16 protein-coding genes are annotated in these 23,226 nt (G+C 62.6%); 10 read left to right on the forward strand and 6 right to left on the reverse strand.

Translation table 11 applies throughout. From position 1 onward, the window contains the following. The first annotated feature begins 146 nt into the window (after positions 1 to 146). Positions 147 to 350: a carbon storage regulator CsrA gene (gene csrA, locus GIW02_RS19640; RefSeq protein ID WP_236417661.1), complete on the forward strand. Its 204-nt coding sequence runs from the start codon at positions 147 to 149 to the stop codon at positions 348 to 350. 9 nt (positions 351 to 359) lie between these two features. Here csrA and GIW02_RS19645 read toward each other — a convergent pair whose 3' ends face one another. The 4 genes from GIW02_RS19645 to GIW02_RS19660 all read right to left on the reverse strand — a co-directional run bounded on the left by GIW02_RS19645 (position 360) and on the right by GIW02_RS19660 (position 5,609). Then, a complete protein-coding gene (locus tag GIW02_RS19645) occupies positions 360 to 587 on the reverse strand; it encodes a YheU family protein (protein WP_003192759.1) in 228 nt (75 codons plus the stop codon). Between the two features lie 59 nt (positions 588 to 646). Then, the gene (locus GIW02_RS19650) at positions 647 to 1,831 is read right to left on the reverse strand and encodes an osmoprotectant NAGGN system M42 family peptidase (protein WP_236417655.1); all 1,185 of its coding nucleotides are present in this window, start codon (positions 1,829 to 1,831) and stop codon (positions 647 to 649) included. Between the two features lie 253 nt (positions 1,832 to 2,084). Then, positions 2,085 to 3,833: an N-acetylglutaminylglutamine synthetase gene (gene ngg / locus GIW02_RS19655; RefSeq protein ID WP_236417653.1), complete on the reverse strand. Its 1,749-nt coding sequence runs from the start codon at positions 3,831 to 3,833 to the stop codon at positions 2,085 to 2,087. A gap of 3 nt (positions 3,834 to 3,836) precedes the next feature. After that, complete coding sequence (locus tag GIW02_RS19660; RefSeq protein WP_236417649.1) at positions 3,837 to 5,609, reverse strand: N-acetylglutaminylglutamine amidotransferase; 1,773 nt, start codon at positions 5,607 to 5,609, stop codon at positions 3,837 to 3,839. A gap of 218 nt (positions 5,610 to 5,827) precedes the next feature. Between GIW02_RS19660 and GIW02_RS19665 the strand changes: the two genes are divergently transcribed. Then, positions 5,828 to 10,621 carry an NEL-type E3 ubiquitin ligase domain-containing protein gene (locus GIW02_RS19665; protein WP_236417648.1) on the forward strand — a complete coding sequence of 1,598 codons (4,794 nt, stop codon included), beginning with the start codon at positions 5,828 to 5,830 and terminating at the stop codon, positions 10,619 to 10,621. On the opposite strand, the gene mnmC is transcribed toward GIW02_RS19665, so the two are convergent. After that, complete coding sequence (gene mnmC / locus GIW02_RS19670; protein WP_236417647.1) at positions 10,618 to 12,597, reverse strand: bifunctional tRNA (5-methylaminomethyl-2-thiouridine)(34)-methyltransferase MnmD/FAD-dependent 5-carboxymethylaminomethyl-2-thiouridine(34) oxidoreductase MnmC; 1,980 nt, start codon at positions 12,595 to 12,597, stop codon at positions 10,618 to 10,620. The genes GIW02_RS19665 and mnmC overlap by 4 nt on opposite strands. A 142-nt stretch (positions 12,598 to 12,739) precedes the next feature. Here mnmC and pap point away from each other — a divergent pair, with 142 nt between their 5' ends. The 3 genes from pap (at position 12,740) to GIW02_RS19685 (ending at position 16,907) form a co-directional block, all read left to right on the forward strand. Continuing rightward, a complete protein-coding gene (gene pap / locus GIW02_RS19675; RefSeq protein WP_236417646.1) occupies positions 12,740 to 14,254 on the forward strand; it encodes a polyphosphate:AMP phosphotransferase in 1,515 nt (504 codons plus the stop codon). A 302-nt stretch (positions 14,255 to 14,556) separates the two neighbouring features. Beyond that, positions 14,557 to 15,741: a thiolase family protein gene (locus GIW02_RS19680; RefSeq protein ID WP_236421988.1), complete on the forward strand. Its 1,185-nt coding sequence runs from the start codon at positions 14,557 to 14,559 to the stop codon at positions 15,739 to 15,741. A 209-nt stretch (positions 15,742 to 15,950) separates the two neighbouring features. After that, a complete protein-coding gene (locus GIW02_RS19685; RefSeq protein WP_236418234.1) occupies positions 15,951 to 16,907 on the forward strand; it encodes a DMT family transporter in 957 nt (318 codons plus the stop codon). A 367-nt stretch (positions 16,908 to 17,274) separates the two neighbouring features. Here the strand turns inward: GIW02_RS19685 and GIW02_RS19690 are convergent, their stop codons facing one another. Then, the gene (locus GIW02_RS19690) at positions 17,275 to 18,663 is read right to left on the reverse strand and encodes a class II fumarate hydratase (RefSeq protein WP_236418233.1); all 1,389 of its coding nucleotides are present in this window, start codon (positions 18,661 to 18,663) and stop codon (positions 17,275 to 17,277) included. 193 nt (positions 18,664 to 18,856) lie between these two features. On the opposite strand from GIW02_RS19690, the gene GIW02_RS19695 reads away from it, so the two are divergent. The 5 genes from GIW02_RS19695 to GIW02_RS19715 all read left to right on the forward strand — a co-directional run bounded on the left by GIW02_RS19695 (position 18,857) and on the right by GIW02_RS19715 (position 23,173). Further along, positions 18,857 to 19,375, forward strand: a complete 519-nt coding sequence (locus GIW02_RS19695) for a DUF2059 domain-containing protein (RefSeq protein ID WP_058424992.1) — start codon at positions 18,857 to 18,859, stop codon at positions 19,373 to 19,375. Between the two features lie 6 nt (positions 19,376 to 19,381). Further along, positions 19,382 to 19,678, forward strand: a complete 297-nt coding sequence (locus GIW02_RS19700; RefSeq protein WP_236418232.1) for a BolA family protein — start codon at positions 19,382 to 19,384, stop codon at positions 19,676 to 19,678. A gap of 118 nt (positions 19,679 to 19,796) precedes the next feature. Then, entirely contained in the window at positions 19,797 to 20,738 is a 942-nt protein-coding gene (gene trhO / locus GIW02_RS19705) for an oxygen-dependent tRNA uridine(34) hydroxylase TrhO (RefSeq protein ID WP_033900937.1), read from the forward strand. A gap of 37 nt (positions 20,739 to 20,775) precedes the next feature. Next, positions 20,776 to 21,378, forward strand: a complete 603-nt coding sequence (locus tag GIW02_RS19710; RefSeq protein ID WP_236418236.1) for a DsbA family protein — start codon at positions 20,776 to 20,778, stop codon at positions 21,376 to 21,378. Continuing rightward, positions 21,371 to 23,173, forward strand: coding sequence for an ABC transporter ATP-binding protein (locus GIW02_RS19715; protein ID WP_236418231.1), 1,803 nt, complete (start codon positions 21,371 to 21,373; stop codon positions 23,171 to 23,173). Before GIW02_RS19710 ends, GIW02_RS19715 begins: the two co-directional genes overlap by 8 nt. Positions 23,174 to 23,226 lie beyond the last annotated feature (53 nt).

Here is a 23,226-nt window from a genome sequence, read left to right on the forward strand (position 1 = left end):
CCCCCAACCCGCACAAAACCCACCCCACATCTGTCAGGCAAATTACCAACTAACGTAGGCCCAGCCTGATTTAGCAGCGAGGCATTGATGCCCGCGCGCCCATCGCCCATGGTCAGGGTCCTGTCACTGCATAAAGGACACCCGCCATGCTGGTTCTAAGCCGCGCCGTAGGCGAAATCATCTCCATCGGCGATGACATCGCTGTGCATATCCTCGAAGTGAGCGGTACCCAGGTGAAATTCGGCGTGAACGCCCCGACCGGCGTGCACGTCCACCGTGCCGAGGTCCACCAGAAAATCCTCCAGCGCCAAGCCGCCGCCACCGCTCCGGCCACCGCGCGCATCCCCTAAGCCACCGCGTCAGTCAAACAAATGCTTGGGCACGTCGTGCTTGAGCATCAATTGGCACTGCTCGCTTTCCGGGTCGAACACAATCAGCGCCTGGCCCTTGGTCAGCGCCTGGCGCACGCGCAGCACGCGGGTTTCCAGGGGGGTGTCATCGCCGTTATCGGTGCCGTCGCGGGTCACGAAGTCTTCGATGAGGCGGGTGAGGGTGTCGACTTCAAGTGCGTCGTAGGGAATCAGCATACAAGCCTCAGGTGATGGATCCCGGCGATCCTACTGCGCCGGGATCATAGTTGCCAGTCTCAGGACTTGTTGCCCACCAGGCTGTCCACCGATGGCACGCGGGTGTCGCTCTCCATCTGGGTTTCATGCTCGATCTGGTGACTGAACCGGTCCAGTGAACCTTGGGCCGGTTGTGCATCGCTGGCGAACACCGGCGGGCTGAGGATGTAGGCGCCCAAGAGTCGGCTCAGCGCGGCCAGGCTGTCGATGTGCGTACGCTCGTAGCCGTGGGTCGCATCACACCCAAAGGCCAGCAACGCGGTACGGATGTCATGGCCGGCTGTCACCGCCGAGTGGGCGTCGCTGAAGTAGTAGCGGAACAGGTCGCGGCGTACCGGCAGGTCGTTGTCCGAGGCCAGGCGCAGCAGGTGGCGCGACAAATGATAGTCATACGGCCCGCCGGAATCCTGCATCGCCACACTCACGGCGTGCTCGCTGGAATGCTGGCCTGGGGCGACCGGTGCAATGTCGATACCGACAAACTCACTGACGTCCCAGGGCAGGGCCGCCGCAGCACCACTGCCGGTTTCTTCGGTGATGGTGAACAGCGGGTGGCAGTCGATCAGCAATGGTTCGCCACTGTCGACGATGGCCTTGAGCGCGGCGAGCAGCGCGGCGACGCCGGCCTTGTCATCCAGGTGGCGCGCACTGATGTGCCCGCTTTCGGTGAACTCGGGCAGGGGGTCGAACGCCACGTAGTCACCGATGCCGATGCCCAGCGAATCGCAGTCGGCGCGGGTTGCGCAGTATGCGTCGAGGCGCAATTCGACATGGTCCCAGCTCACCGGCATCTCATCCACGGCGGTGTTGAACGCATGCCCGGACGCCATCAGCGGCAGCACGCTGCCACGGATCACGCCATTGTCGGTAAACAGGCTGACGCGGCTGCCTTCGGCAAAGCGGCTCGACCAGCAACCCACCGGCGCCAGGCTCAGGCGGCCGTTGTCCTTGATCGCACGCACGGCGGCGCCGATGGTGTCCAAGTGCGCGGACACCGCGCGGTCGGGGCTGTTCTTCTGACCCTTGAGCGTGGCGCGGATGGTGCCGCGCCGGGTCATTTCAAAGGGGATTCCAAGTTCTTCAAGGCGTTCGGCGACATAGCGCACGATGGTGTCGGTAAACCCGGTGGGGCTGGGAATGGCGAGCATTTCCAGCAGCACTTTTTGCAGGTAGTTGAGGTCCGGTTCGGGAATGGTTCGGCTCATAAAGACTCCTGATAAATGATGCGCGCTCTTGCGGCGAGCGCGCTTATGTGGCTGGAACGCTTGGCTGATGTGGCGAGCGGGCTTGCCCGCGTTGGGCTGCAAAGCAGCCCTGATCCAGGCGCCGCGTTCGTTCAGCCAGAACGCATTGGCAGGTTTTGGGGCCGCTTCGCAGCCCAACACCGGCAAGCCTGCTCGCCACGAAGGCCCGCCCGCAATAGCAGCCTGCTGGCCACAGAGGTGCGCTGGCCAAGGGTTATTGAGCGGTTGGCTGGCTATGGGGGAACAGCAGGTCCACAAATTTTTCGGCGGTGGGCTGCGGTTCATGGTTGGCCAGCCCGGCCCGTTCGTTGGCTTCGATAAATACATACTCAGGTTGATCGGCGGCGGGCACCATCAGGTCCAGGCCCACCATGGGGATGTCGAGGGCGCGCGCCGCGCGTACGGCGGCGTCCACCAGCGTGGGATGCAGGATCGCGGTGACGTCTTCCAGGCAGCCGCCGGTGTGCAGGTTGGCGGTGCGGCGCACGGCCAGGGTTTTGCCTCGGGGCAAGATGCTGCTGTAGTCGTAGCCGGCAGCGTGCAGGGTGCGCTCGGTTTCGGCATCGACCGGGATTTTGCTTTCGCCGTCGGTAGCCGCCTGACGACGACGGCTCTGGGCTTCGATCAACGCACCGATGGAATGCTGGCCGTCACCGGTCACTTCGGCAGGGCGGCGGATTGCGGCGGCGACCACCTCAAAGCCGATCACCAGAATGCGCAGGTCCAGGCCTTCGTGGAAGCTTTCCAGCAACACCCGGCTGTCGAACTGGCGCGCCGCTTCGATCGCCTGTTGCACCTCTTCGATACTCTGCAAATCCACCGCCACGCCCTGGCCTTGCTCGCCGTCCAGCGGCTTGACCACGATGCGCTGGTGCTCGTCGAGGAACTCCAGGTTGTCGTCGGCGCTGCCCGCCAATTGTTGCGAAGGCAATTTCAAACCGGCCGCCTTGAGCACCTTGTGCGTCAGGCTCTTGTCCTGGCACAGGGTCATGCTGATCGCGCTGGTCAGGTCGCTCAGCGATTCACGGCAGCGCACGCGGCGCCCGCCGTGGCTGAGGGTGAACAGGCCAGCATCGGCGTCATCCACCTGCACATCGATACCGCGCCGATGGGCTTCCTCGACAATGATCCGCGCATACGGGTTGAACCCCGCCTGTGGGCCCGGGCCGAGGAACAGCGGTTGGTTGATACCGTTCTTGCGCTTGATCGCAAAGGTGGTCAGCGCGCGAAAACCCAGTTTGGCGTAGAGGTTCTTGGCCTGGCGGTTATCGTGCAGCACCGACAGGTCGAGGTAGCTCAGGCCCCGGCTCATGAAGTGCTCCACCAGGTGGCGCACCAGCACTTCACCGACGCCTGGGCGCGTGCACTGCGGGTCGACTGCCAGGCACCAGAGGCTGCAGCCGTTTTCCGGGTCATGGAAGGCTTTCTGATGGTTGAGCCCCATCACGCTGCCGATCACTGCGCCGCTGTCTTCATCCTCGGCCAGCCAGTACACCGGGCCACCTTGATGCCGAGGCGTGAGGCGCTCGGCATGGACCGGCAGCATGCCGCGGCCCTGATACAGCTGGTTGACCGCCAGCCAGTCGGCCTCGGTCTGTACCCGCCGAATCCGAAAGCCGCGAAACACGCGGGTCGCCGGGCGGTAGTCGGTGAACCACAGGCGCAGCGTGTCGGAAGGGTCGAGGAACAGCTGTTGCGGGTCGATGCCGAGGATCTGTTGCGGCGCCGCCACGTAAAGCGCTATATCTCGCTCGCCGGGTTGTTCGTTCAGCAGTTCCTGGGCCAGGCTCGCCGGGTCGGGAAATGTATGCCCGATCAACAAGCGGCCCCAGCCGCAATGCACGGCGATCGGCTCGGCGGCCAGTGGGCTGCCATCTTCGGCCAGGCGCGCTTGCAGGCGTTCATACGTCGGCACCTGGCCTTTGAGCAAGCGTTGGCTATAAGCCGCTGCATGGGGTTTCATCGATCAGATTCCTTGTTCGCTGAGCCACAGGTTCAGCGCCGCCAGTTGCCACAGCTTGGAGCCGCGCAGCGGGGTCAATTGGCCTTGCGGGTCGGTGAGCAAGCGGTCGAGCATGGCCGGGTTGAACAGGCCACGATCCTGGCTCGGGTCCAGCAGCAGCTCGCGTACCCAGTTCAGGGTGTCGCCTTGCAGATGCTTGAGACCGGGCACCGGGAAGTAACCTTTTTTGCGGTCGATGACTTCGCTGGGGATGACGCGGCGCGCCGCTTCCTTCAACACTTGCTTGCCGCCATCGGGCAGTTTGAATTTGCCCGGCACGCGTGCCGACAGCTCCACCAGGCGGTAGTCCAGGAATGGCGTACGCGCTTCCAGGCCCCAGGCCATGGTCATGTTGTCGACGCGTTTGACCGGGTCGTCCACCAGCATCACCGTGCTGTCCAGGCGCAGCGCTTTGTCTACGGCGGCATCGGCGCCGGGCATGGCGAAGTGTTCGCGGACGAAGTCACCGGCGGCGTCGTTGGCGGTCAGCCATTTCGGCGCGACGGTGGCGGCGTAGTCGTCGTAGCTGCGGTCGAAGAATGCCTCGCGGTAGGCCGCATACGGGTCGCTGGCGCCGTCGACCTGCGGGTACCAGTGGTAACCGGCGAACAATTCGTCGGCGCCCTGGCCGCTCTGTACCACCTTGCAATGCTTGGCCACTTCCCGCGAGAGCAGGTAGAAGGCGATGCAATCGTGGCTGACCATCGGCTCGCTCATGGCGCGGAACGCGGCCGGCAGTTGCTCGATGATTTCGCTTTCGGCGATGCGCAATTGATGGTGTTGCGTACCGTAGTGCTTGGCGATCAGGTCCGAGTATTGAAACTCGTTGCCAGCCTCGCCACCGGCGTCTTCAAAACCGATGGAGAAGGTCGACAGGTCTTGCACGCCGACTTCGCGCAGCAGGCCGACGAGCATGCTCGAATCGACGCCGCCGGAGAGCAGCACGCCGACATCCACGGCGGCGCGTTGGCGAATCGCCACGGCTTCGCGGGTGCTGTCGAGCACGCGGTCGGTCCAGTCTTCCAGCGTCAGGTTTTTTTCATCGTCATGCGGGCCGTAGGGCAGGGTCCACCAGGTTTTCTGCTCGGTGTTGCCGTCGGCGTCGATGCGCAGCCAGCTGGCGGGCGGCAGTTTTTCAATGCCGGCCAGCAAGGTACGCGGCGCGGGTACTACGGCGTGGAAGTTCAGGTAGTGGTTGAGCGCCACCGGGTCAAGAATCGGGTTGATGTCGCCGCCCTTGAGCAGCGCCGGCAACGCCGAGGCAAAACGCAGACGCTGGCCGGTGCGCGACAGGTACAACGGCTTGACGCCGAGGCGGTCGCGCGCGATGAACAGGCGCTGGGCGTCACGCTCCCAGATGGCAAACGCGAACATGCCGTTGAGCTTGGGCAGCAATGCTTCGCCCCAGGCGTGATAGCCCTTGAGCAGCACTTCGGTGTCGCCGCCGGAGTAGAAGGCGTAACCCAGCGCTTCCAGTTCTTGGCGTAATTCCGGGAAGTTGTAGATCGCACCGTTGAACGCCAGGGACAGCCCCAGGTGGGCGTCGACCATCGGTTGAGCGGAGCCGTCCGACAGGTCCATGATTTTCAGGCGTCGATGGCCCAGGGCAATCGGCCCTTGGGCATGGAAGCCCCATGCGTCGGGGCCTCGCGGGGCGAGGTGATGGGTGATTCGTTCCACGGCTGCCAGGTCGGCAGGTTGGTGATCAAAGCGTAACTCGCCAGCTAATCCGCACATAAATTCCTTACCGGTTTTTCCGTTGGGGAGAGTTCAGGGGCGCCGCGTCAAATGGCGGCTACCCAGAAACTGACACGGGTGAATCCAGGGAGTTTTAGAACGATCGGTTATAAGCAGGGTTTTCAGCTGGCGTCAGCGCGTATCACATAGATACCCAAGGCTGTGTGCGACGGATGGTTATGGTGCGGGTCCACTTATGTGCAACAAGGATATTGCCGATGCCCGATCCCGTTTCCGTGCCTGCTCAACTGCCCCCGGCATTGCTCTCATCCACCTTGCTGGAGTTGACCGGCGACCTGGATAAAGCCGATGTGCTGCAACAACGAATCCCGCGCTGGTTGTTCGAGGCCAAACCTGAACTGCTGGAGCAACTGGAGAAAGTGTCTGAGCTGGCCGGGCTTCAGGAACCCAGGGTCAATGCCATCCTGCAACGGATAAAAGGCCTGGATCAGTTTTGTGCCGAAGAGCTGACCCGCGGCCTGCAACGTCAGTTTGGTGTGACCCTGAACGTCAAGCGTGATCATCTGTGGTTGCCGTGGGATGTGCTGGACAGCGGTATCGCAATGTTTGGCGTGCCAACAACCAAAGTGGTCATCGAAACCCGGACGCTGCTCGAGTCGGCGATGCTGAATTTTTCCGAGGATGAGGCCCAGGGCCGGCGGTTTCCGCGCGGTAGCCAGATCCGCCGCGACACCGATACCGTCGTGAGCCGGATCAGCGTTACGGCCTTCGCGACCTACTGCCGCAGCCTTGACCTCGGGCGTCGCTACCAGGAGCATCTGCGCGGCGCGATCAACCAGGCTGTACCGCTGGCTGATGAGGTGCTGTACAACGCCGATGCTGGCGAAATCAAGCACCTCAAAGTCTATGACATGGCAACGGATGTGTACCTCGCGTACCTGCGCGGTGATATCGCCGAGCCAGCCTTCAAGCTGCTCCTGGGCTTTACTCGCCAGGGTTCAAGCTTGAGCAAGGCCGCTGTGCTGGCCGAAGCCTATGACGGCAAACCGCTGATGTGGCAAGGGCTGGATGTGCACGACAGTTGTTTGTGGGGCATCGTGGTGTTCTCCCAGGAAGCCATTGATAACAATCCCCAAACCCGCTGCATCGTTTATATGCCGGGAGAGCCTTATCGACCGATTTTTGAATACCCCACGTTTGCCGCGTTTCAGACCTACCTGACGTTAAAGCTGCAGGTAAAAAGCTATGCCGATTTTTTCGCGCGTTACCTCGATGAAGAGTCTCGCGGGGATTTTTTCAAGCGGTTCTCGGTGGGCAAATCCCTGGGGTTGATCAAGCCCATAGCGATCGACGTCGGGCTGTTCCAGTTTTTTTTCAACAGCCTGATCGGCAAGCTGCAAAAAGACAGCCGCGTGCTGGCAGTTCCCACTGCGGACTTTGACCAGGCGGTGCGCGAGCAGCGTTGGCGCGACTACGAGTCATGGGGCCTGGACCTGTTGAACCTTGCCGGTTTTTTTGTGCCGGTCATAGGCCAACTGATGCTCGGGGTGGCGGTAGGGCAAATGCTCGGTGAAATCTACGAAGGCGTGCAGGACTGGCGGCATGAGGACCGCAGCGCGGCATTCGCGCACCTGTGCAATGTGCTGGAAAATGTGGCCTCGATGGCCGCTTTCGTGGCAGGCGGCAAGGTGGTTGGCAGCTTGCGCCGGGTTGCGCGACGCAATCTGGAGCTTATCGACAACTTCGAGGCGGTTGACGCAAGCGATGGCACGCGCCGCTTGTGGCGCACAAGCCTCAAGCCTTATGAGCAGCCATTGACCGCCACCGAGCCCGATGCTCAAGGTGTGTATTGGCGCGACGGTCAGCCTTGGGCCCGAATCGACGGGCGTGGCCACGCGCTGCGTTTTGACGCGTCTCTGGGGCAATGGCGTATTCGTCACCCGCGTCGCCCGGACGCCCACGCGCCGCCGGTGTTGCACAACGGCGCGGGAGGCTGGCGAGGGCAACACGAGCGCCCGCAGGAGTGGAGCAATACACTCTATGGCCTGCGGCGCCTGGACCCGCGTCTGGAAGCTTTGAGCGACAACCGCCTGGAACACATCTGTCAGGCCAGTGATGTGCAACTGCCGCAGGTGCAGCGCTGGGCCGAGGGTAATCTCAAGCTGCCGGCGAGCTTTGTCGACAGCATTCAGCGGTTCGCCTTGAATCAGAAAATCACCGATTTGATCGCCCGCCTGGAACAGCGTCAGCCCTACACGGCCGAGGATATTGCCTTGCAGTTGCAGGCTCTGCCGCTGATGCCCGAGTGGCCCAGCGGTCGTTATCTTGAGGTGCTCCCTGCCGAGGGTAACGCCTCGACCAAATACCCCTCGAACGCTCGGACCGATGACGAGCTGAGCGTGGTGATCAGCCGCGATCAACTGGAAGAAGGCGAGGTGCTGTTAGGCGTGGCAGATGGGCTGTACCGAGCCGAGCTGGACACGCTGCTGGGCGACACGCCGGTGCGGGCGGGGGAAACAAACGCCGAGGCATTGGCAAGGCGCCTGGCGCATAGCTTGAAGGTCGATCGCAAACCCTTGTTCCAGAAACTGTACGCCGACTACGACCAGCCGGTGGGCGCAGAGCAGTCGCGCCTGGTCGAGAGTGTGCCGGGCTTGCCTGCCAGCATTGCCGCAGAGCTGATCGATAGCACGGCGAGTATTGACCGGATCCACCTGCGCGATGAACGCCGGGTGCCGTTGTCGCTCGGGCAGGCGGCCCGCGAGGCCGTCGCGCAGGTACAGCGTGAGCGGTTGATGGCGAGTTTCCATATGCCGGAATTGGCGGATAGGCAGGCTCATCGATTTTCCTGGCGCTTGCTGAGGGATTTGCCTGGTTTTCCCGACGCGTTGCAATTGCAACTGCGCGAGACCTCGGCCAGCGGGGCAGTGCTGGAGCGTATCGGCGATTCGGCTGCCGCCCAGACCCGGGTGGTGGTCAAGACCGGCGAGCGCTATCAGGCGTTTGAAGCCGACGGGCGTTCCCTGGGCGAACAGTTCAGCGGCCCGCAGGCGTTCTATCGTGCGACCTTGCAGACGCTGCCCGTGGAGATGCGAACCGGGCTGGACATCAGTGGCAGTGCCGCATCAGATGCGCAAAGGTTGCGCTACCACCTGCTTGATCGTGCCGTGGCGGTGCGTGCCAAAATCCCCGAAGAGCGCGTGGCGCTGACCTCCGCCTGCCAGGTCATCGACGCTCCGCCGCCAGCGGTACCGACGCGTGCCCAGCGCGGGCTGATGCGCAAGATCACAAACCTGTACCCGTTTTTCAGCGAGAGCCAGGCCCGTGAAACGGTCATGAGCCTGGGCGTCGACGACCCGTCACGAGCCCTCGCCGTGCGCCAGCGCGAGCGGCAACTGGCCAGGCTCGACGGGGTGCTCAGGGCCTGGATTCAGCAAGACGACGACATGCGAAAACTCCCGGGGCGTTTGGAGGACTATCAGCTCAGTCGGCGCCAGGTTGCCGCCCGTCTGCGCAGTGCGTGGCGCCACCAGATTCGCTTGCCCGATGAAACCCGCGCTCAGGTATATGGCTTGAGCCTGGACGGTATGCGGGTTGGCAAGTTGCCGACGTTGCCCATCGATATCGACTTGGGGCATGTACAACGCCTGTCGCTGAAAAACATGGCGCTGGATAACGATGTCGCCTACTTCCTCAAGGCGTTCAAGGGCCTGCGCTCGCTGGAGTTGGACAAAAACCAGCTCACCTGGCTGCCGGAGGTGCTGTCCCATATGCCCTCGCTGCAGCGCCTGAGCCTGGCGCAAAACAGCCTTAATCTCACCGACGCGACCACCAAAAAACTGCAAGCCATGAGCGGTCTGCGTGCGCTCGACCTGAGCAGCAACCCCTTGGGTGAAACCCCGTCGGTCGAGCAAATGGACCAGTTGCAGTCCCTGAACCTGCGTAACACCCGCGCCCGGGAGTTGCCCGAGGGCTTGCTGACACGCTTGCACCTGGAGGACGCCAACCTGCGCGAAAACGACATCGTCGAACTGCCCTCGCAACTGTTTAGCGCGCCGGTGGCGGTGACCGAGAAAATCAACCTGCGGCTAAACCCCATATCACACCAGAGCCGTCTGGACCTGGATGAATACCGGCGCCGCACCGGTGTGGGCATGGGCTTGCAGGACGACGACATTGCGCTGTTGAGCGAGCAGCGCTCCCGGCAAGCCTGGCTGGAAGGCAAGACCGCCGCGGACTATCGCGCGCGGGAGGCAACCTGGGAGCGACTCAAGGACGATTGGCAGTCCGGGGATTTTTTTGCAGTGCTGCGCCAAATGGTCAACACCCCACAATACAAACAGGTGCGGGCTGACCTGGTGCGTCGGGTGTGGCAAGTGATCGATGCGGCGGCCGAGGATCGTGACCTGCGCGGGTTACTGTTCAATCTGGCCAGCGGTGAGCCCAATTGTGTCGACGCGGCGGCCTACAGTTTCAGTGAAATGGAGGTGACGGTGATGCTCAACAAAGCCATGAACGAGGCTGGCGCCCTTACGCCGAGCGTCCCCACCTTGCTGAAACTGGGGCGGGGGCTGTTCCGCCTGGAGCAATTGGACAGCATTTCCGACATTTTCAGCCGGCGTAAAAATATCGCCGATGAGCTGGCGGTGCGCCTGGTGTACCGCAGCGCACTGGCCAAGCCTCTGGATTTGCCGGGGCAACCGGACACGATTGCCTACCGCGAGATTGGCGGTGTGACCCAGGAAGACCTGACCGAAGCAATGAATCAGGTCAGCACGCGGGAAATGACCTCGGACCTGTTGCGCTTCATGACGCGTCAGGGGTTCTGGCAGGAATACCTCAAGCGTCAGTTTGCAGCCGAGTTCAGCCGCATCGGCCAGGTGTACGACCGGCAAATCAAAGCCATGGATGTGACCAGCAGCGCCTACCTCTCCCAGGCACTCAAGGTGCAAAATGACCACCATCAGGCCCGTGAGCAGTTGGTCGACCGCCTCACCCGCAAGGCCATAGAGCAGGCCGATAACCTCGAGCCCGGGCAGTGCCCGCTTTAAGCCTTGGCGCGAATCAACCCGCGCACGGCAAAGCGATTGGGATGGCAGGCCTCGGCCACGCTTCTGGGTAACGGCAACGGTTCGTTGTCCAGCCAGGCCGCCAGCAACTCCCCGGACAGCGGCGCAGTGATCAGCCCGCGCGAGCCGTGGCCACTGTTGACGTACAGGCCGTCGAGCCAGGGGCAGGGGGTGTCCGGCACTTGGCGTGCGTCTTTGCTGAGTACGCCATAGGCTTCGGTGAACGGCTGCGGGTCTGCCAGGGGGCCCACGATGGGCAGGTAATCCGGGCTGGTGCAGCGGAACGCCGCCCGGCCTTCGAGGTGTTCGGGGGCCAGTTGCGCGGCGCCCAGGCGCTGTGCCAGGTCCGGGGAGATTTCCTGCAGCATCGCCAGGTTGCCCGCATGTTCGGCTGCGGTCGGCGTGAGGTCATCGTTCTTGAAGTCGAAGCTCGCGCCGAGGGTGTGCTCGCCCAGACGCGCCGGTGCCATATAGCCCTCGGCACACACCACGGTGGCCAAGGCCTGGCTCGCCTCGGTCTGCGGCAAGCGGGTGATCTGCCCGCGAATACGCTTGAGGGGCAGCTCGGCACTCGGCGCAAAGCGCTTGACCTCGGCGGCGCCAGCCAGCACCACCACCGGCGCGCTTGCCAGCAGGCTATCGCCGTCCCACGCCTGCCACTCGCCGTCGGCCTTGCGCAGGTCCAGCACCTCGCGATGGTTGAGCACCTCGATGCCAGGTTTACGGGCCTGCCATTCGCACAGCGCAGGCGGGTGTACCCAGCCGCCTTCGGGGAAAAACAGCCCGCCATGTTCGAGGGCCACGCCGGCACGTGCCTGGGCCTGGGCCTGATCCAGCAGGTGCAGCAAACCGGGCGCAAATGCCTCGGCCAGTTGTGCCTGCCGCTCGGCTTCCTTGGCGTTGAAGCCCAGTTGCAACACGCCGCAGCCGTCCCAATCCACCCCGCGCTGCAGGTGCTCGAGCAGGCGACGGGTATGGCCAAAACCACTGACGATCATCTGCGACAACGCGGTGCCGTGGGCCGAGAGCTTGAGGTACAGCACCCCTTGCGGGTTGCCCGAGGCTTCCTGCGCCAAGCCGGCGTGACGTTCCAGCACGCTGACCTGCCAGCCGCGCGCCGCCAGGCTGGCGGCCGTGGCGCAACCGGCCAGGCCGCCGCCGATTACCAGCGCGCGGCGCTCACTGGTGGGCGCAGCAGGGCGCGCGAACCACGGTTTGATGACTGCAGGTGGTGGCGTATCGGCGGGCCAGCCGAGAAACTCGCCGCGCAGGATTTCCCACTTGTGGCCGATGCCCGGCGTGCGTTTCATCTTGAACCCGGCGGCATTGATCAGCCGGCGCACCCAACCGGTGCTGGTAAAGGTGCTGATGGTTGAGCCCGGCGCCGCCAACCGTGCCAGCTCGGCGAACAGCTCGGCGGTCCACATCTCGGGGTTTTTTGCCGGGGCGAAACCGTCGAGGAACCACGCGTCGATCTGTGCATCCAGTTGCGGCAGTTGCTCCAGGGCATCGCCGATCAACAGGGTCAGGGTCACGCGGCCGTTATCCAGGATCAGGCGTTGGAAACCCGCGTGTATGGCGATGTATTGCGCGAGCAACTGATCGGCAAAGGGTTGCAGCTCTGGCCAGAGGGCGAGGGCGCGCTGCAGGTCGGGCGGGCTCAGCGGGTATTTTTCCACGCTGACAAAATGCAAGCGCGCCCCCGGTACGGCGTGTTGCTCAAACAGCTGCCAGGCACACAAGAAGTTCAGGCCGGTGCCGAAGCCGGTTTCGCCGATCACCAATCGCCCGCCCGACGGCAAGGCGGCAAAACGCTCCTGCAAACGGTTCTGCTCAAGGAACACGTAGCGGGTTTCTTCAAGGCCCGACTGGTCGGAAAAATACACGTCGTCGAAGACCCGCGAGTGCGGGCGACCTTGGTCATCCCAGTCGAGCTGGGCGTGGGTGATGGGGTTCATGGGCGGCTCGGCAAAGACAAGGCCGCCATTCTAGCCGATCAACAGGCGTTGAATTGACCCACGGCAAGCGCGGGTGGAATTTCCTCCCGCGTGTTGTTGCCCAATCCGCTAGTCTTGAGCCCATCTTGAAACGGAGCCGCCCATGTTCGAATCTGCCGAAATCGGTCACGCCATCGACAAAGACACCTATGAGGCCGAAGTGCCGGCCTTGCGCGAAGCCTTGCTGGAGGTGCAGTACGAGCTGCAACAGCAGAAGCGTTTTCCGGTGATCATCCTGATCAATGGCATCGAAGGCGCCGGCAAGGGCGAAACCGTCAAGCTGCTGAATGAATGGATGGACCCACGCCTGATCGAGGTGCGCACCTTCGACCAGCAGACCGACGAAGAACTGGCCCGCCCACCTGCCTGGCGCTATTGGCGCCAACTGCCCGCCAAGGGCCGCATGGGGATTTTTTTCGGCAACTGGTACAGCCAGATGCTGCAAGCGCGGGTGCATGGGCAGATCAAGGACGCCCGCCTGGACCAGGCCATCGCCGGTGCCGAGCGTCTGGAGAAGATGCTCTGCGATGAAGGCGCGCTGATCTTCAAGTTCTGGTTTCACCTGTCCAAGAAACAAATGAAGGCACGGCTCAAGGCGCTGGCCGATGACCCGCTGCACAGTTGGCGCATCAGCCCGCTGGACTGGCAGCAGTCCGAAACCTACGACAAGTTTGTGCATTTTGGCGAGCGCGTGCTGCGTCGCACCAGCCGCGACTATGCGCCGTGGCACGTGATCGAGGGCGTCGACAGCCACTACCGCAGCCTCACCGTGGGCAAAATCCTGCTCGAAGGCCTGCAAAACGCCCTCAAGTTGCCCAAAGGCAAGGCCAGCGGCATGAACCCGGCGCCGCTACCGTCAGCGGTGGACCAGATGAGCCTGCTCAACAGCCTCGACATGACCCTGCGCCTGGACAAGGACGATTACGAAGAGCAACTGATCACCGAGCAAGCGCGCTTCTCTGGCTTGATGCGCGACAAACGCATGCGCAAACACGCGCTGGTGACGGTCTTCGAAGGCAACGATGCGGCCGGCAAGGGCGGGGCGATCCGGCGTGTGGCGGCCGCACTGGACCCGCGCCAGTACCACATCGTGCCGATCGCCGCGCCTACCGAGGATGAACGCGCCCAGCCTTACCTGTGGCGGTTCTGGCAGAAAATCCCGGCGCGCGGCAAGTTCACGGTGTTCGACCGCTCGTGGTACGGCCGCGTGCTGGTGGAGCGCATCGAAGGCTTCTGCACCCCGGCCGACTGGATGCGCGCCTATGGCGAGATCAATGACTTTGAAGAGCAACTGGGTGACGCGGGTGTGATCGTGGTCAAGTTCTGGCTGGCCATCGACAAGCAGACCCAGTTGGAACGCTTCCAGGCCCGCGAGGAAATCCCTTTCAAGCGTTTCAAGATCACCGAAGACGACTGGCGCAACCGCGACAAGTGGGACGACTACCGCGCCGCCGTCGGCGATATGGTCGACCGCACCAGCACCGAAGTCGCGCCCTGGACCCTGGTGGAGGCCAATGACAAGCGCTGGGCGCGGGTCAAGGTGCTGCGCACCATCAACCTGGCCCTGGAAGAAGCGTTCGCCAAGAGCGACAAGCACGATAAAAAGAAAAAGAAATAACCCCCGTTTATTGTGCCGAGCCGGCTTGTTGTGGCGAGCGGGCTTGCCCGCGTTGGGCTGCGAAGCAGCCCCAAAACCTGCGAATGCGGTCTGCCGGTAATACTGCGGTGTCTGTAACAGGGGCCGCTTCGCGCCCCAACGCGGGCAAGCCCGCTCGCCACAACAAGCCCGCTTGCCACACAAACACATTAGCCAGATTAGCCACACAAACCATGCTTTTGCATACGCCGGGTGAATGATCGTCGCGGTTGCGCAGGGCTGGTTCTATGCTCGATCCAACAACCACAAGATCGAGGTAGCCCATGCGTGAAGTAGTGATCGTCGACAGCGTGCGAACCGGCCTGGCCAAGTCCTTTCGCGGCAAGTTCAACCAGACCCGCCCGGATGATATGGCGGCCCATTGCGTCAACGCACTGCTGACCCGCAACGGCATCGACCCGGCCAGTGTCGAGGATTGCATCGTCGGCGCCGGCTCCAACGAAGGCGCCCAGGGCTACAACATCGGGCGTAACGTGGCGGTACTCTCACAATTGGGCACCGGCACGGCGGGCATGACCCTCAACCGTTTCTGCTCGTCGGGCTTGCAGGCGATTGCGATTGCGGCCAACCAGATCGCCTCGGGTTGCAGCGACATCATCGTCGCCGGGGGCGTCGAGTCCATCAGCTTGACCATAAAAAGCGTCAACACCGACAACCTGATCAACCCATTGCTCAAAGAGCAAGTGCCCGGCATCTACTTCCCCATGGGGCAGACCGCCGAAATCGTCGCGCGCCGCTATAACGTCAGCCGCGAAGAGCAGGACCTGTATGCGTTGCAAAGCCAGCAGCGCACCGCCCAGGCCCAGGCTCAAGGCTTGTTCGACGATGAAATCGTGCCGATGGCGGTCACGTACAAGGTCGAGGACAAGCACACCGGCGCCGTGCAGACCCTGGAAGGTGTGGTCGACCGTGACGACTGCAACCGCCCCGACACCACCCTGGCCAGCTTGCAAGGCTTGAAACCGGTATTCGCCGAAGACGGCTCGGTGACGGCGGGTAATTCCTCGCAGCTGTCCGACGGCGCCTCGATGACCCTGGTGATGAGCCTGGAAAAAGCCCTGGCGCTGGGGCTCAAGCCCAAGGCGTTTTTCCGTGGCTTTACCGTGGCCGGTTGCGAACCGGATGAAATGGGCATCGGCCCGGTGTTCTCGGTGCCTAAATTGCTCAAGGCCAAGGGCTTGCAGGTCGCTGACATTGACCTGTGGGAACTCAACGAGGCGTTCGCGTCGCAGTGCCTGTATGCGCGTAACCGCCTGGAAATCGACAATGCCAAATACAACGTCAACGGCGGCTCGATTTCCATCGGCCACCCGTTCGGCATGACCGGTTCACGGCAGGTCGGGCATCTGGTGCGTGAGCTGCAGCGGCGCAATGTGCGTTATGGCATCGTCACCATGTGTGTGGGCGGAGGGATGGGCGCCACGGGTCTGTTTGAAGCCGTGCGCTAGTTATCACTGAAGAAACCGGATCAACAATGTGGGAGCGAACTTGCTCGCGAAAGCTGAGTGTCAGTCAACACATGCATGGCTGACCTAGCGCTTTCGCGAGCAAGTCGAATCGTCGCACCGCCGCTCCCACAGTTGAATTGCGGCATAGCCCAATCCGCTCGCTTGCCCCTAGAATGCCTGCTCCACTTCCTCAGGCATTCGGGGTACTCATGCACATCTCTTCCGGCCGCTGGGTCTATGGCTTAGGCCTGACGCTGTTGACCGCGCTGCTCTGGGGCATTCTGCCAATCAAGCTCAAACAGGTATTGCAGGTGATGGACCCGATCACCGTCACCTGGTTTCGCCTGACCGTGGCCGGCGGTTGCCTGTTTATTTACCTGGCGCTCACCAAACGTTTGCCCAGCCGGAAAGTGCTCGGCCCCAGGGGCGGTTGGCTGGTGGGGATGGCCGTGTGCGGCCTGGTGGGCAACTATGTGCTGTACTTGGTGGGCCTGAAAATGCTCAGCCCCGGTACCGCACAACTGGTGGTGCAAATGGGCCCGATCTTCTTGATGATCGCCAGCGTGTTTGTGTTCAAGGAACGCTTCAGTCGCGGGCAGGTGCTCGGGTTGTTCGTGTTGATCGTAGGGTTCGGTTTGTTCTTCAACCAGCGCCTGAGCGAGTTGCTCACCTCGATGGGCGCTTACACCGCGGGCGTGCTGACCGTGCTGCTGGCCACCTCGATCTGGGTGTTTTACGCCCTGGGCCAGAAGCAATTGCTGACGGTGTGGAATTCGCTGCAGGTGATGATGGTGATCTACCTGACCTGCGCGCTGCTGCTCACGCCTTGGGCGCATCCGTTGGAAGCGCTGCAACTGAGCCCGCTGCAAGGCTGGCTGTTGCTGGCGTGCTGCATGAATACGCTGGTGGCCTATGGCGCGTTTGCCGAAGCGTTGGCCCATTGGGAGGCTTCGCGGGTCAGTGCGACCCTGGCGCTTACGCCGTTGGTGACGTTTGTGGCGGTGGCGTTGGCGGCGTGGTTGTGGCCGGAGTATGTGCAGGCTGAAGAGATCAACGCGCTCGGGTATTTTGGGGCGTTGGTGGTGGTGCTGGGGTCGGCTACGGTGGCGTTGGCGCCTTCGTTGTTGGCAGGGCTCAAGGCTCGGCGCTTGCGGATGGCCTCTTAGGTTTTTCAGGTAGGGCGCGGATCAAAATGTGGGAGGGGGCTTGCTCCCGATAGCGGTCTGTCGGTGTACATATCCATTATTTAGGTAACGGCTAGTTATGGTTCCGCTCTTACAGCGGGTCACTTTTGGAAGGACCCAAAAGTAACCAAAAGGTCCTCGCCCCAACACTCGGCACCTCGCTCTGGCTCGGTGTGCCCGCACGCAGGCTTGAATCCGTGGGCCGCCGCGATGGGCAATCCTTGGCCCAGCGCGGCTAACCCGGCGTCCTGCCGGGTTACCCACGGATTCAAGCCTGCGTGCGGCCAGCGTGTTTAACGGGGCGCCTAAGATCACGATCACAAGCAGATCACAAGCAAATCAAAAGCTCTTAATGCCCTGCTTCCAGCATGTTTTCCGGGCGTACCCACTGGTCGAATTCTTCGTCGGTCAGGTAGCCGAGGTCCAGTGCGGCTTCGCGTAGCGTCAGCCCTTCGGCGTAGGCCTTCTTGGCGATTTGCGCCGATTTGTCGTAACCGATGTGTGGGTTGAGCGCTGTTACCAGCATCAGCCCGCGCTCCAGGTGCTCGGCCATTTGCGCGGCATCCGGTTCCAGGCCGGCCACACAGTGTTCCTGGAAGTTGTTGCAGCCGTCGGCCAGCAGGCGGATCGACTCCAGCAGGTTGTGGATGATCACCGGCTTGTACACGTTCAACTGCAAATGCCCCTGGCTGGCGGCAATGCCGATGGTCACGTCATTGCCCAATACCTGGCACGCCAGCATCGACAGCGCTTCGCATTGGGTTGGGTTGACCTTGCCCGGCATGATCGAGCTACCGGGCTCGTTGGCCGGCAGTTTCACCTCGGCCAAACCGGCACGCGGGCCGGAGCCCAGCAGGCGCAGGTCGTTGGCGAGTTTCATCAGGGCCACGGCGAGGGTTTTCAGCGCGCCGTGCAAGGTCACCAGCGGCTCGTGGCCGGAGAGGGCCGCGAATTTGTTCGGCGCCGTCACGAAGGGCAGGCCCGACAGTGCCGCCAGCTCGGCGGCAATCGCCTCACCAAAACCGTGCGGCGAATTGAGCCCGGTGCCGACGGCGGTACCGCCCTGGGCCAGTTCGAACACGGCGGGCAGGGCGCTGCGCACGGCCCGCTCGGCGTAATCGAGCTGGGCGATAAAGGCCGAGACTTCCTGGCCGAAGGTGATCGGCGTGGCGTCCATCATGTGGGTGCGGCCGGTCTTTACCAGTTTCATATGCCGCGCGGCCACTTCGGCGAGGCCCCCGGACAGGTTGGCGATCGCCGGCAGCAATTGCTGGTGCACCGCCTGCACCGCCGCGATGCTCATGGCCGTGGGGAAGCAGTCATTGGAACTCTGGGAGCGGTTCACGTGATCGTTGGGGTGCACCGGGCTTTTGCCGCCACGGGGCTTGCCCGACAGCTCGTTGGCGCGGCCGGCGATCACTTCATTGGCATTCATGTTGCTCTGGGTGCCGCTGCCGGTCTGCCAGACCACCAGGGGGAACTGGTCGTCATGGGTGCCCGCGAGCACTTCGTCGGCGGCCTGCTCGATCAGCCGCGCGATGTCGGCGGGCAGGTCGCCGTTGCGGTCGTTGACCCGCGCGGCAGCCTTTTTGATCAGGGCCAGGGCGTGCAATACCGCCAGGGGCATGCGTTGTTCGCCGATGGCGAAATTCACCAGTGAGCGTTGGGTCTGGGCGCCCCAGTAAGCGTCATCCGGGACTTCGACGTCTCCCAGGCTGTCGGTTTCGATACGGCTCATCGGGCACACTCCTCGAGGTTCGTTTGCGCAGTTTAGGCTGCGATGGGCCCTGGGGGTTCCCTAAAAGACTTTTCATCGGATTCATTGCGCGCAAAACCAGGCCCGACAAGGGGTGGGGTTGAGCCATGGCGTTTTTTAGGCGCAGAATGGGCGCCCTTGGGGTCTTACCTCGCCTGCTAGAAAAGGAAACTCGATGACTCGTCTTCGTGCCATCTGTACCGCGGTTGCTCTGGTTTGCGCCAGCGGCCAGGTTCTTGCCGATACCGCCAGCCACAACGCCAGTGCCGAAGCCTTCCTTACCTTGGCCCATGCCGACAAGCTGGGTACCCCGGTGTACATGCAAGTGCAGCAAATGTTCGCCCAGCGTTTCGAACAGACCAAGGCGCCTGCCGCCAAGCAATCCGTTCTGGACAGCTACCAGGCCAAGGCCAACGCGGCTTTGGACCAGGCTATCGGCTGGCCCAAGCTGAAACCGGACATGGTCAAGCTCTACACCACCAATTTCAGCGAATCCGAGCTCAAGGACCTGGTAGCGTTCTATCAGTCGCCACTGGGCAAGAAAGTCCTGGAAAAAATGCCGCAACTGACTCAGCAATCGGCCCAGATGACCCAGGCCAAGCTGGAAAGCGCGGTGCCGGTGGTGAACAAGCTGTTGGAAGACATGACCAACGAGCTGACGCCAAAAGCCGCCGCACCGGCCAAGAAGAAGTAAGCAGGAATGACCATGCAACAGCGTATCGAAACGGCGCTTGCCGCCCTGAGCCCGGAGCACTTGAGCGTGCTGGATGAAAGCCATATGCACAGCCGTGGGTTGCAGACCCACTTCAAGGCCGTGCTGGTCAGCCCGCAGTTCGAAGGGCTCAACCGGGTCAAGCGCCACCAGAAGGTCTACGCCACCCTGGGTGACCTGATGAGCGAATTTCATGCGCTGGCGCTGCATACCTACACGCCTGAAGAATGGGCGAAAATCGACGCAGCCCCGGCCTCGCCGACCTGCGCCGGCGGGCATAGCTGATACGCGGGTGTTTCTAAAACCCCGCATTTGCTAGAATCCGCAACGCGCCGCTTAGCCGGCGCGTTTTTTTTGCATCCGGTTCACCCCTTACGAGGGTAGCCACCTGGAGAGAACACCCATGACTCAACCGATTGTCGTGGCGGCACTGTATAAGTTCGTCACCCTCGAAGATTACGTCGCCCTGCGCGAGCCACTGCTGCAGGCGATGGTCGACAACGGCATCAAAGGCACCTTGCTGATCGCCGAAGAAGGCATCAACGGCACCGTTTCCGGCAGCCGCGAAGGCATCGATGGCCTGATGGCCTGGCTGAAGAACGACCCGCGCATGGTCGACATCGACCACAAAGAGTCGTACTGCGACGACCAGCCGTTCTACCGCACCAAGGTCAAGCTCAAGAAAGAGATCGTGACCCTGGGCGTCGAAGGCGTCGATCCGAACAAAAAAGTCGGCACCTACGTTGACCCGCAGGACTGGAACGCGCTGATCAGCGACCCGGAAGTGCTGTTGATCGACACCCGCAACGATTACGAAGTATCGATCGGCACCTTTGAAGGTGCAATCGACCCGAAAACCACCAGTTTTCGCGAATTTCCCGACTACATCAAAGCCAACTTCGACCCGGCCAAGCACAAGAAAGTCGCCATGTTCTGCACCGGCGGCATTCGTTGCGAGAAAGCCTCGAGCTATATGCTCAGCGAGGGTTTCGATGAGGTTTATCACCTCAAGGGTGGCATCCTCAAGTACCTCGAAGAGGTGCCGCAGGCCGAGACCAAATGGCAGGGCGACTGCTTTGTGTTCGACAATCGCGTGACCGTGCGCCACGATTTGAGCGAAGGCGACTACGATCAATGTCATGCCTGCCGCACGCCGGTAAGCGTAGAAGACCGCGCGTCCGAGCACTACGTGGCTGGCATCAGTTGCCCGCATTGCTGGGATAAGCTGCCGGAGAAGACCCGTCGCAGCGCGATTGACCGCCAGAAGCAGATCGAACTGGCCAAGGCCCGCAATATGCCGCACCCGATTGGCTTCAACTATAAGCAAACTCCTTCCGAGGCTTGAGCCCATGTCCGCGCGCCTGCTCTATGTAATGGACCCGATGTGTTCCTGGTGCTGGGGCTTTGCCCCGGTGGCCGAGGCGTTGGTGGAGCAGGCCCAGGCGGCCGGCGTGGAGTTGCACCTGGTGGTGGGCGGGCTACGCACCGGCAGCGGCGCGGCGCTGGAGCCCACCACCCGGCGCTACATCATGGAGCACTGGCAGGCGGTCACCGACGCCACCGGCCAGCCGTTCAAGCGCGACGGCGCCTTGCCCGACGGCTTTGTCTATGACACCGAGCCCGCGTGCCGCGCCATCGTCACCGCCCGCAGCCTGGCGCCCGATTGCGCCTGGACGCTGCTGGGGCTGATCCAGCGTGCGTTTTATGTCGAGGGGCGCGATGTGACCCTTGCCAGCGTGCTGGTGGAGTTGGCGGAACAGGCGGGCATCCCGCGCATCGAGTTTGCCGGCGCATTCGACCGCGCCGAGCAGCACGCCGCGACGGCTGCCGACTTCACCTGGGTGCAGGATCTGGGCATCGCCGGTTTCCCGACGCTCCTGGCCGAGCGCAATGGCCAGTTGGCGCTGCTGACCAATGGCTATCAGCCGTTAGCGGAATTGTCGCCGTTGCTTGCCCGTTGGCTGGAGCGAGCAACCTGTGCATGAACCCGCTCAACGCACTGACCGACTGACCTGGGCGGAAATCCGCCGCCTGGCCCTGCGGCATAAAAAGTCCCTGTGGATCGCCAATGGCGTTGCCGTGCTGGCGACCCTGTGCAGCGTGCCCATCCCCTTGCTGTTGCCGCTGCTGGTGGACGAAGTGCTGCTGGGCCATGGCGATGCGGCGCTCAAGGTGATGAACCACGCGTTGCCGCTGGGCTGGCAGAAAGCCGCCGGCTATATCGGCCTGATGCTGCTGGTGACCTTGTGCCTGCGCTGCGGCGCCCTGGTGTTCAACGTGGTGCAGGCGCGTCTGTTTGCGCGGCTGGCCAAGGACATTGTGTATCGCATCCGTGTGCGCCTGATCGAGCGCCTCAAGCGCATTTCCCTGGGGGAGTACGAAAGCCTGGGCAGCGGTACGGTCACCACGCACCTGGTGACCGACCTGGATACCCTGGATAAATTCGTCGGCGAGACCCTCAGCCGCTTTTTGGTGGCCATGCTTACCCTGCTCGGTACCTCGGCGATCCTGGTGTGGATGCACTGGCAACTGGCGTTGCTGATCCTGCTGTTCAACCCGTTGGTGATCTATGCCACGGTGCAGTTGGGCAAGCGCGTCAAACACCTCAAGAAACTCGAAAACGACAGCACCTCGCGCTTCACCCAGGCGCTGACCGAAACCCTCGACGCGATCCAGGAAGTGCGCGCCGGTAACCGCCAGGGCTTTTTCCTCGGGCGTCTGGGGCAGCGCGCCCAGGAAGTGCGCGACTACGCCATCCACTCCCAATGGAAAACCGACGCCTCCAGCCGCGCCAGTGGCTTGCTGTTCCAGTTCGGTATCGACATTTTTCGCGCGGCGGCGATGCTCACCGTGCTGTTTTCCGACCTGTCCATCGGCCAGATGCTCGCGGTGTTCAGCTACCTGTGGTTCATGATCGGCCCGGTGGAGCAACTGCTCAACTTGCAATACGCCTACTACGCGGCGGGCGGGGCGCTGACGCGGATCAACCAGCTGCTGGCGCGTGCGGACGAGCCGCAGTACGCCGGCGGCGAAGACCCGTTCACCGGGCGCGAAACCGTGGGCATCGAGGTGCGCGGCCTCGACTTCGGCTATGGCGAAGACCTGGTGCTCAACCAATTGAACCTGACCATCGCTCCCGGTGAAAAAGTGGCGATTGTCGGCGCCAGCGGCGGCGGCAAAAGCACCCTGGTGCAACTGTTGCTCGGCCTGTATACGCCGCAGGCCGGCAGTATCCGTTTTGGCGGCGCCAGCCAACAGGCCATCGGTCTGGAGACGATTCGCGAGCATGTAGCCGTGGTGCTGCAGCACCCGGCGCTGTTCAACGACACCGTGCGCGCCAACCTGACCATGGGCCGTGAGCGCAGTGACCAGGCCTGCTGGCAGGCACTGGAAATTGCCCAGCTCGATGCTACCGTCAAAGCGCTGCCATTGGGGTTGGACAGTGTGGTCGGGCGTTCCGGCGTGCGGTTTTCGGGCGGGCAGCGCCAGCGCCTGGCAATAGCACGCATGGTGCTGGCCGAGCCGAAAGTGGTGATCCTCGATGAAGCGACCTCCGCCCTGGACGCTGCGACGGAGTACAACCTGCACCAGGCGCTGGCGCGGTTTCTCAGCGGGCGTACTACACTGATCATTGCTCACCGTTTGTCGGCGGTTAAGCAAGCGGATCGAGTGTTAGTGTTTGACGGCGGTCACATTGCTGAGGATGGTGACCATCAGCAGCTGATTGCTGATGGCGGCCTGTACGCCAAACTGTATGGACACTTGCAACAGGTGCGTTGATTCAGACTGGCTCAGGAAGCGGATTTTCGCGTGCGTATTCAGCAGTGCATGTG

This window comes from Pseudomonas syringae (assembly GCF_021606685.1).
GTDB lineage: Bacteria > Pseudomonadota > Gammaproteobacteria > Pseudomonadales > Pseudomonadaceae > Aquipseudomonas > Aquipseudomonas syringae_R.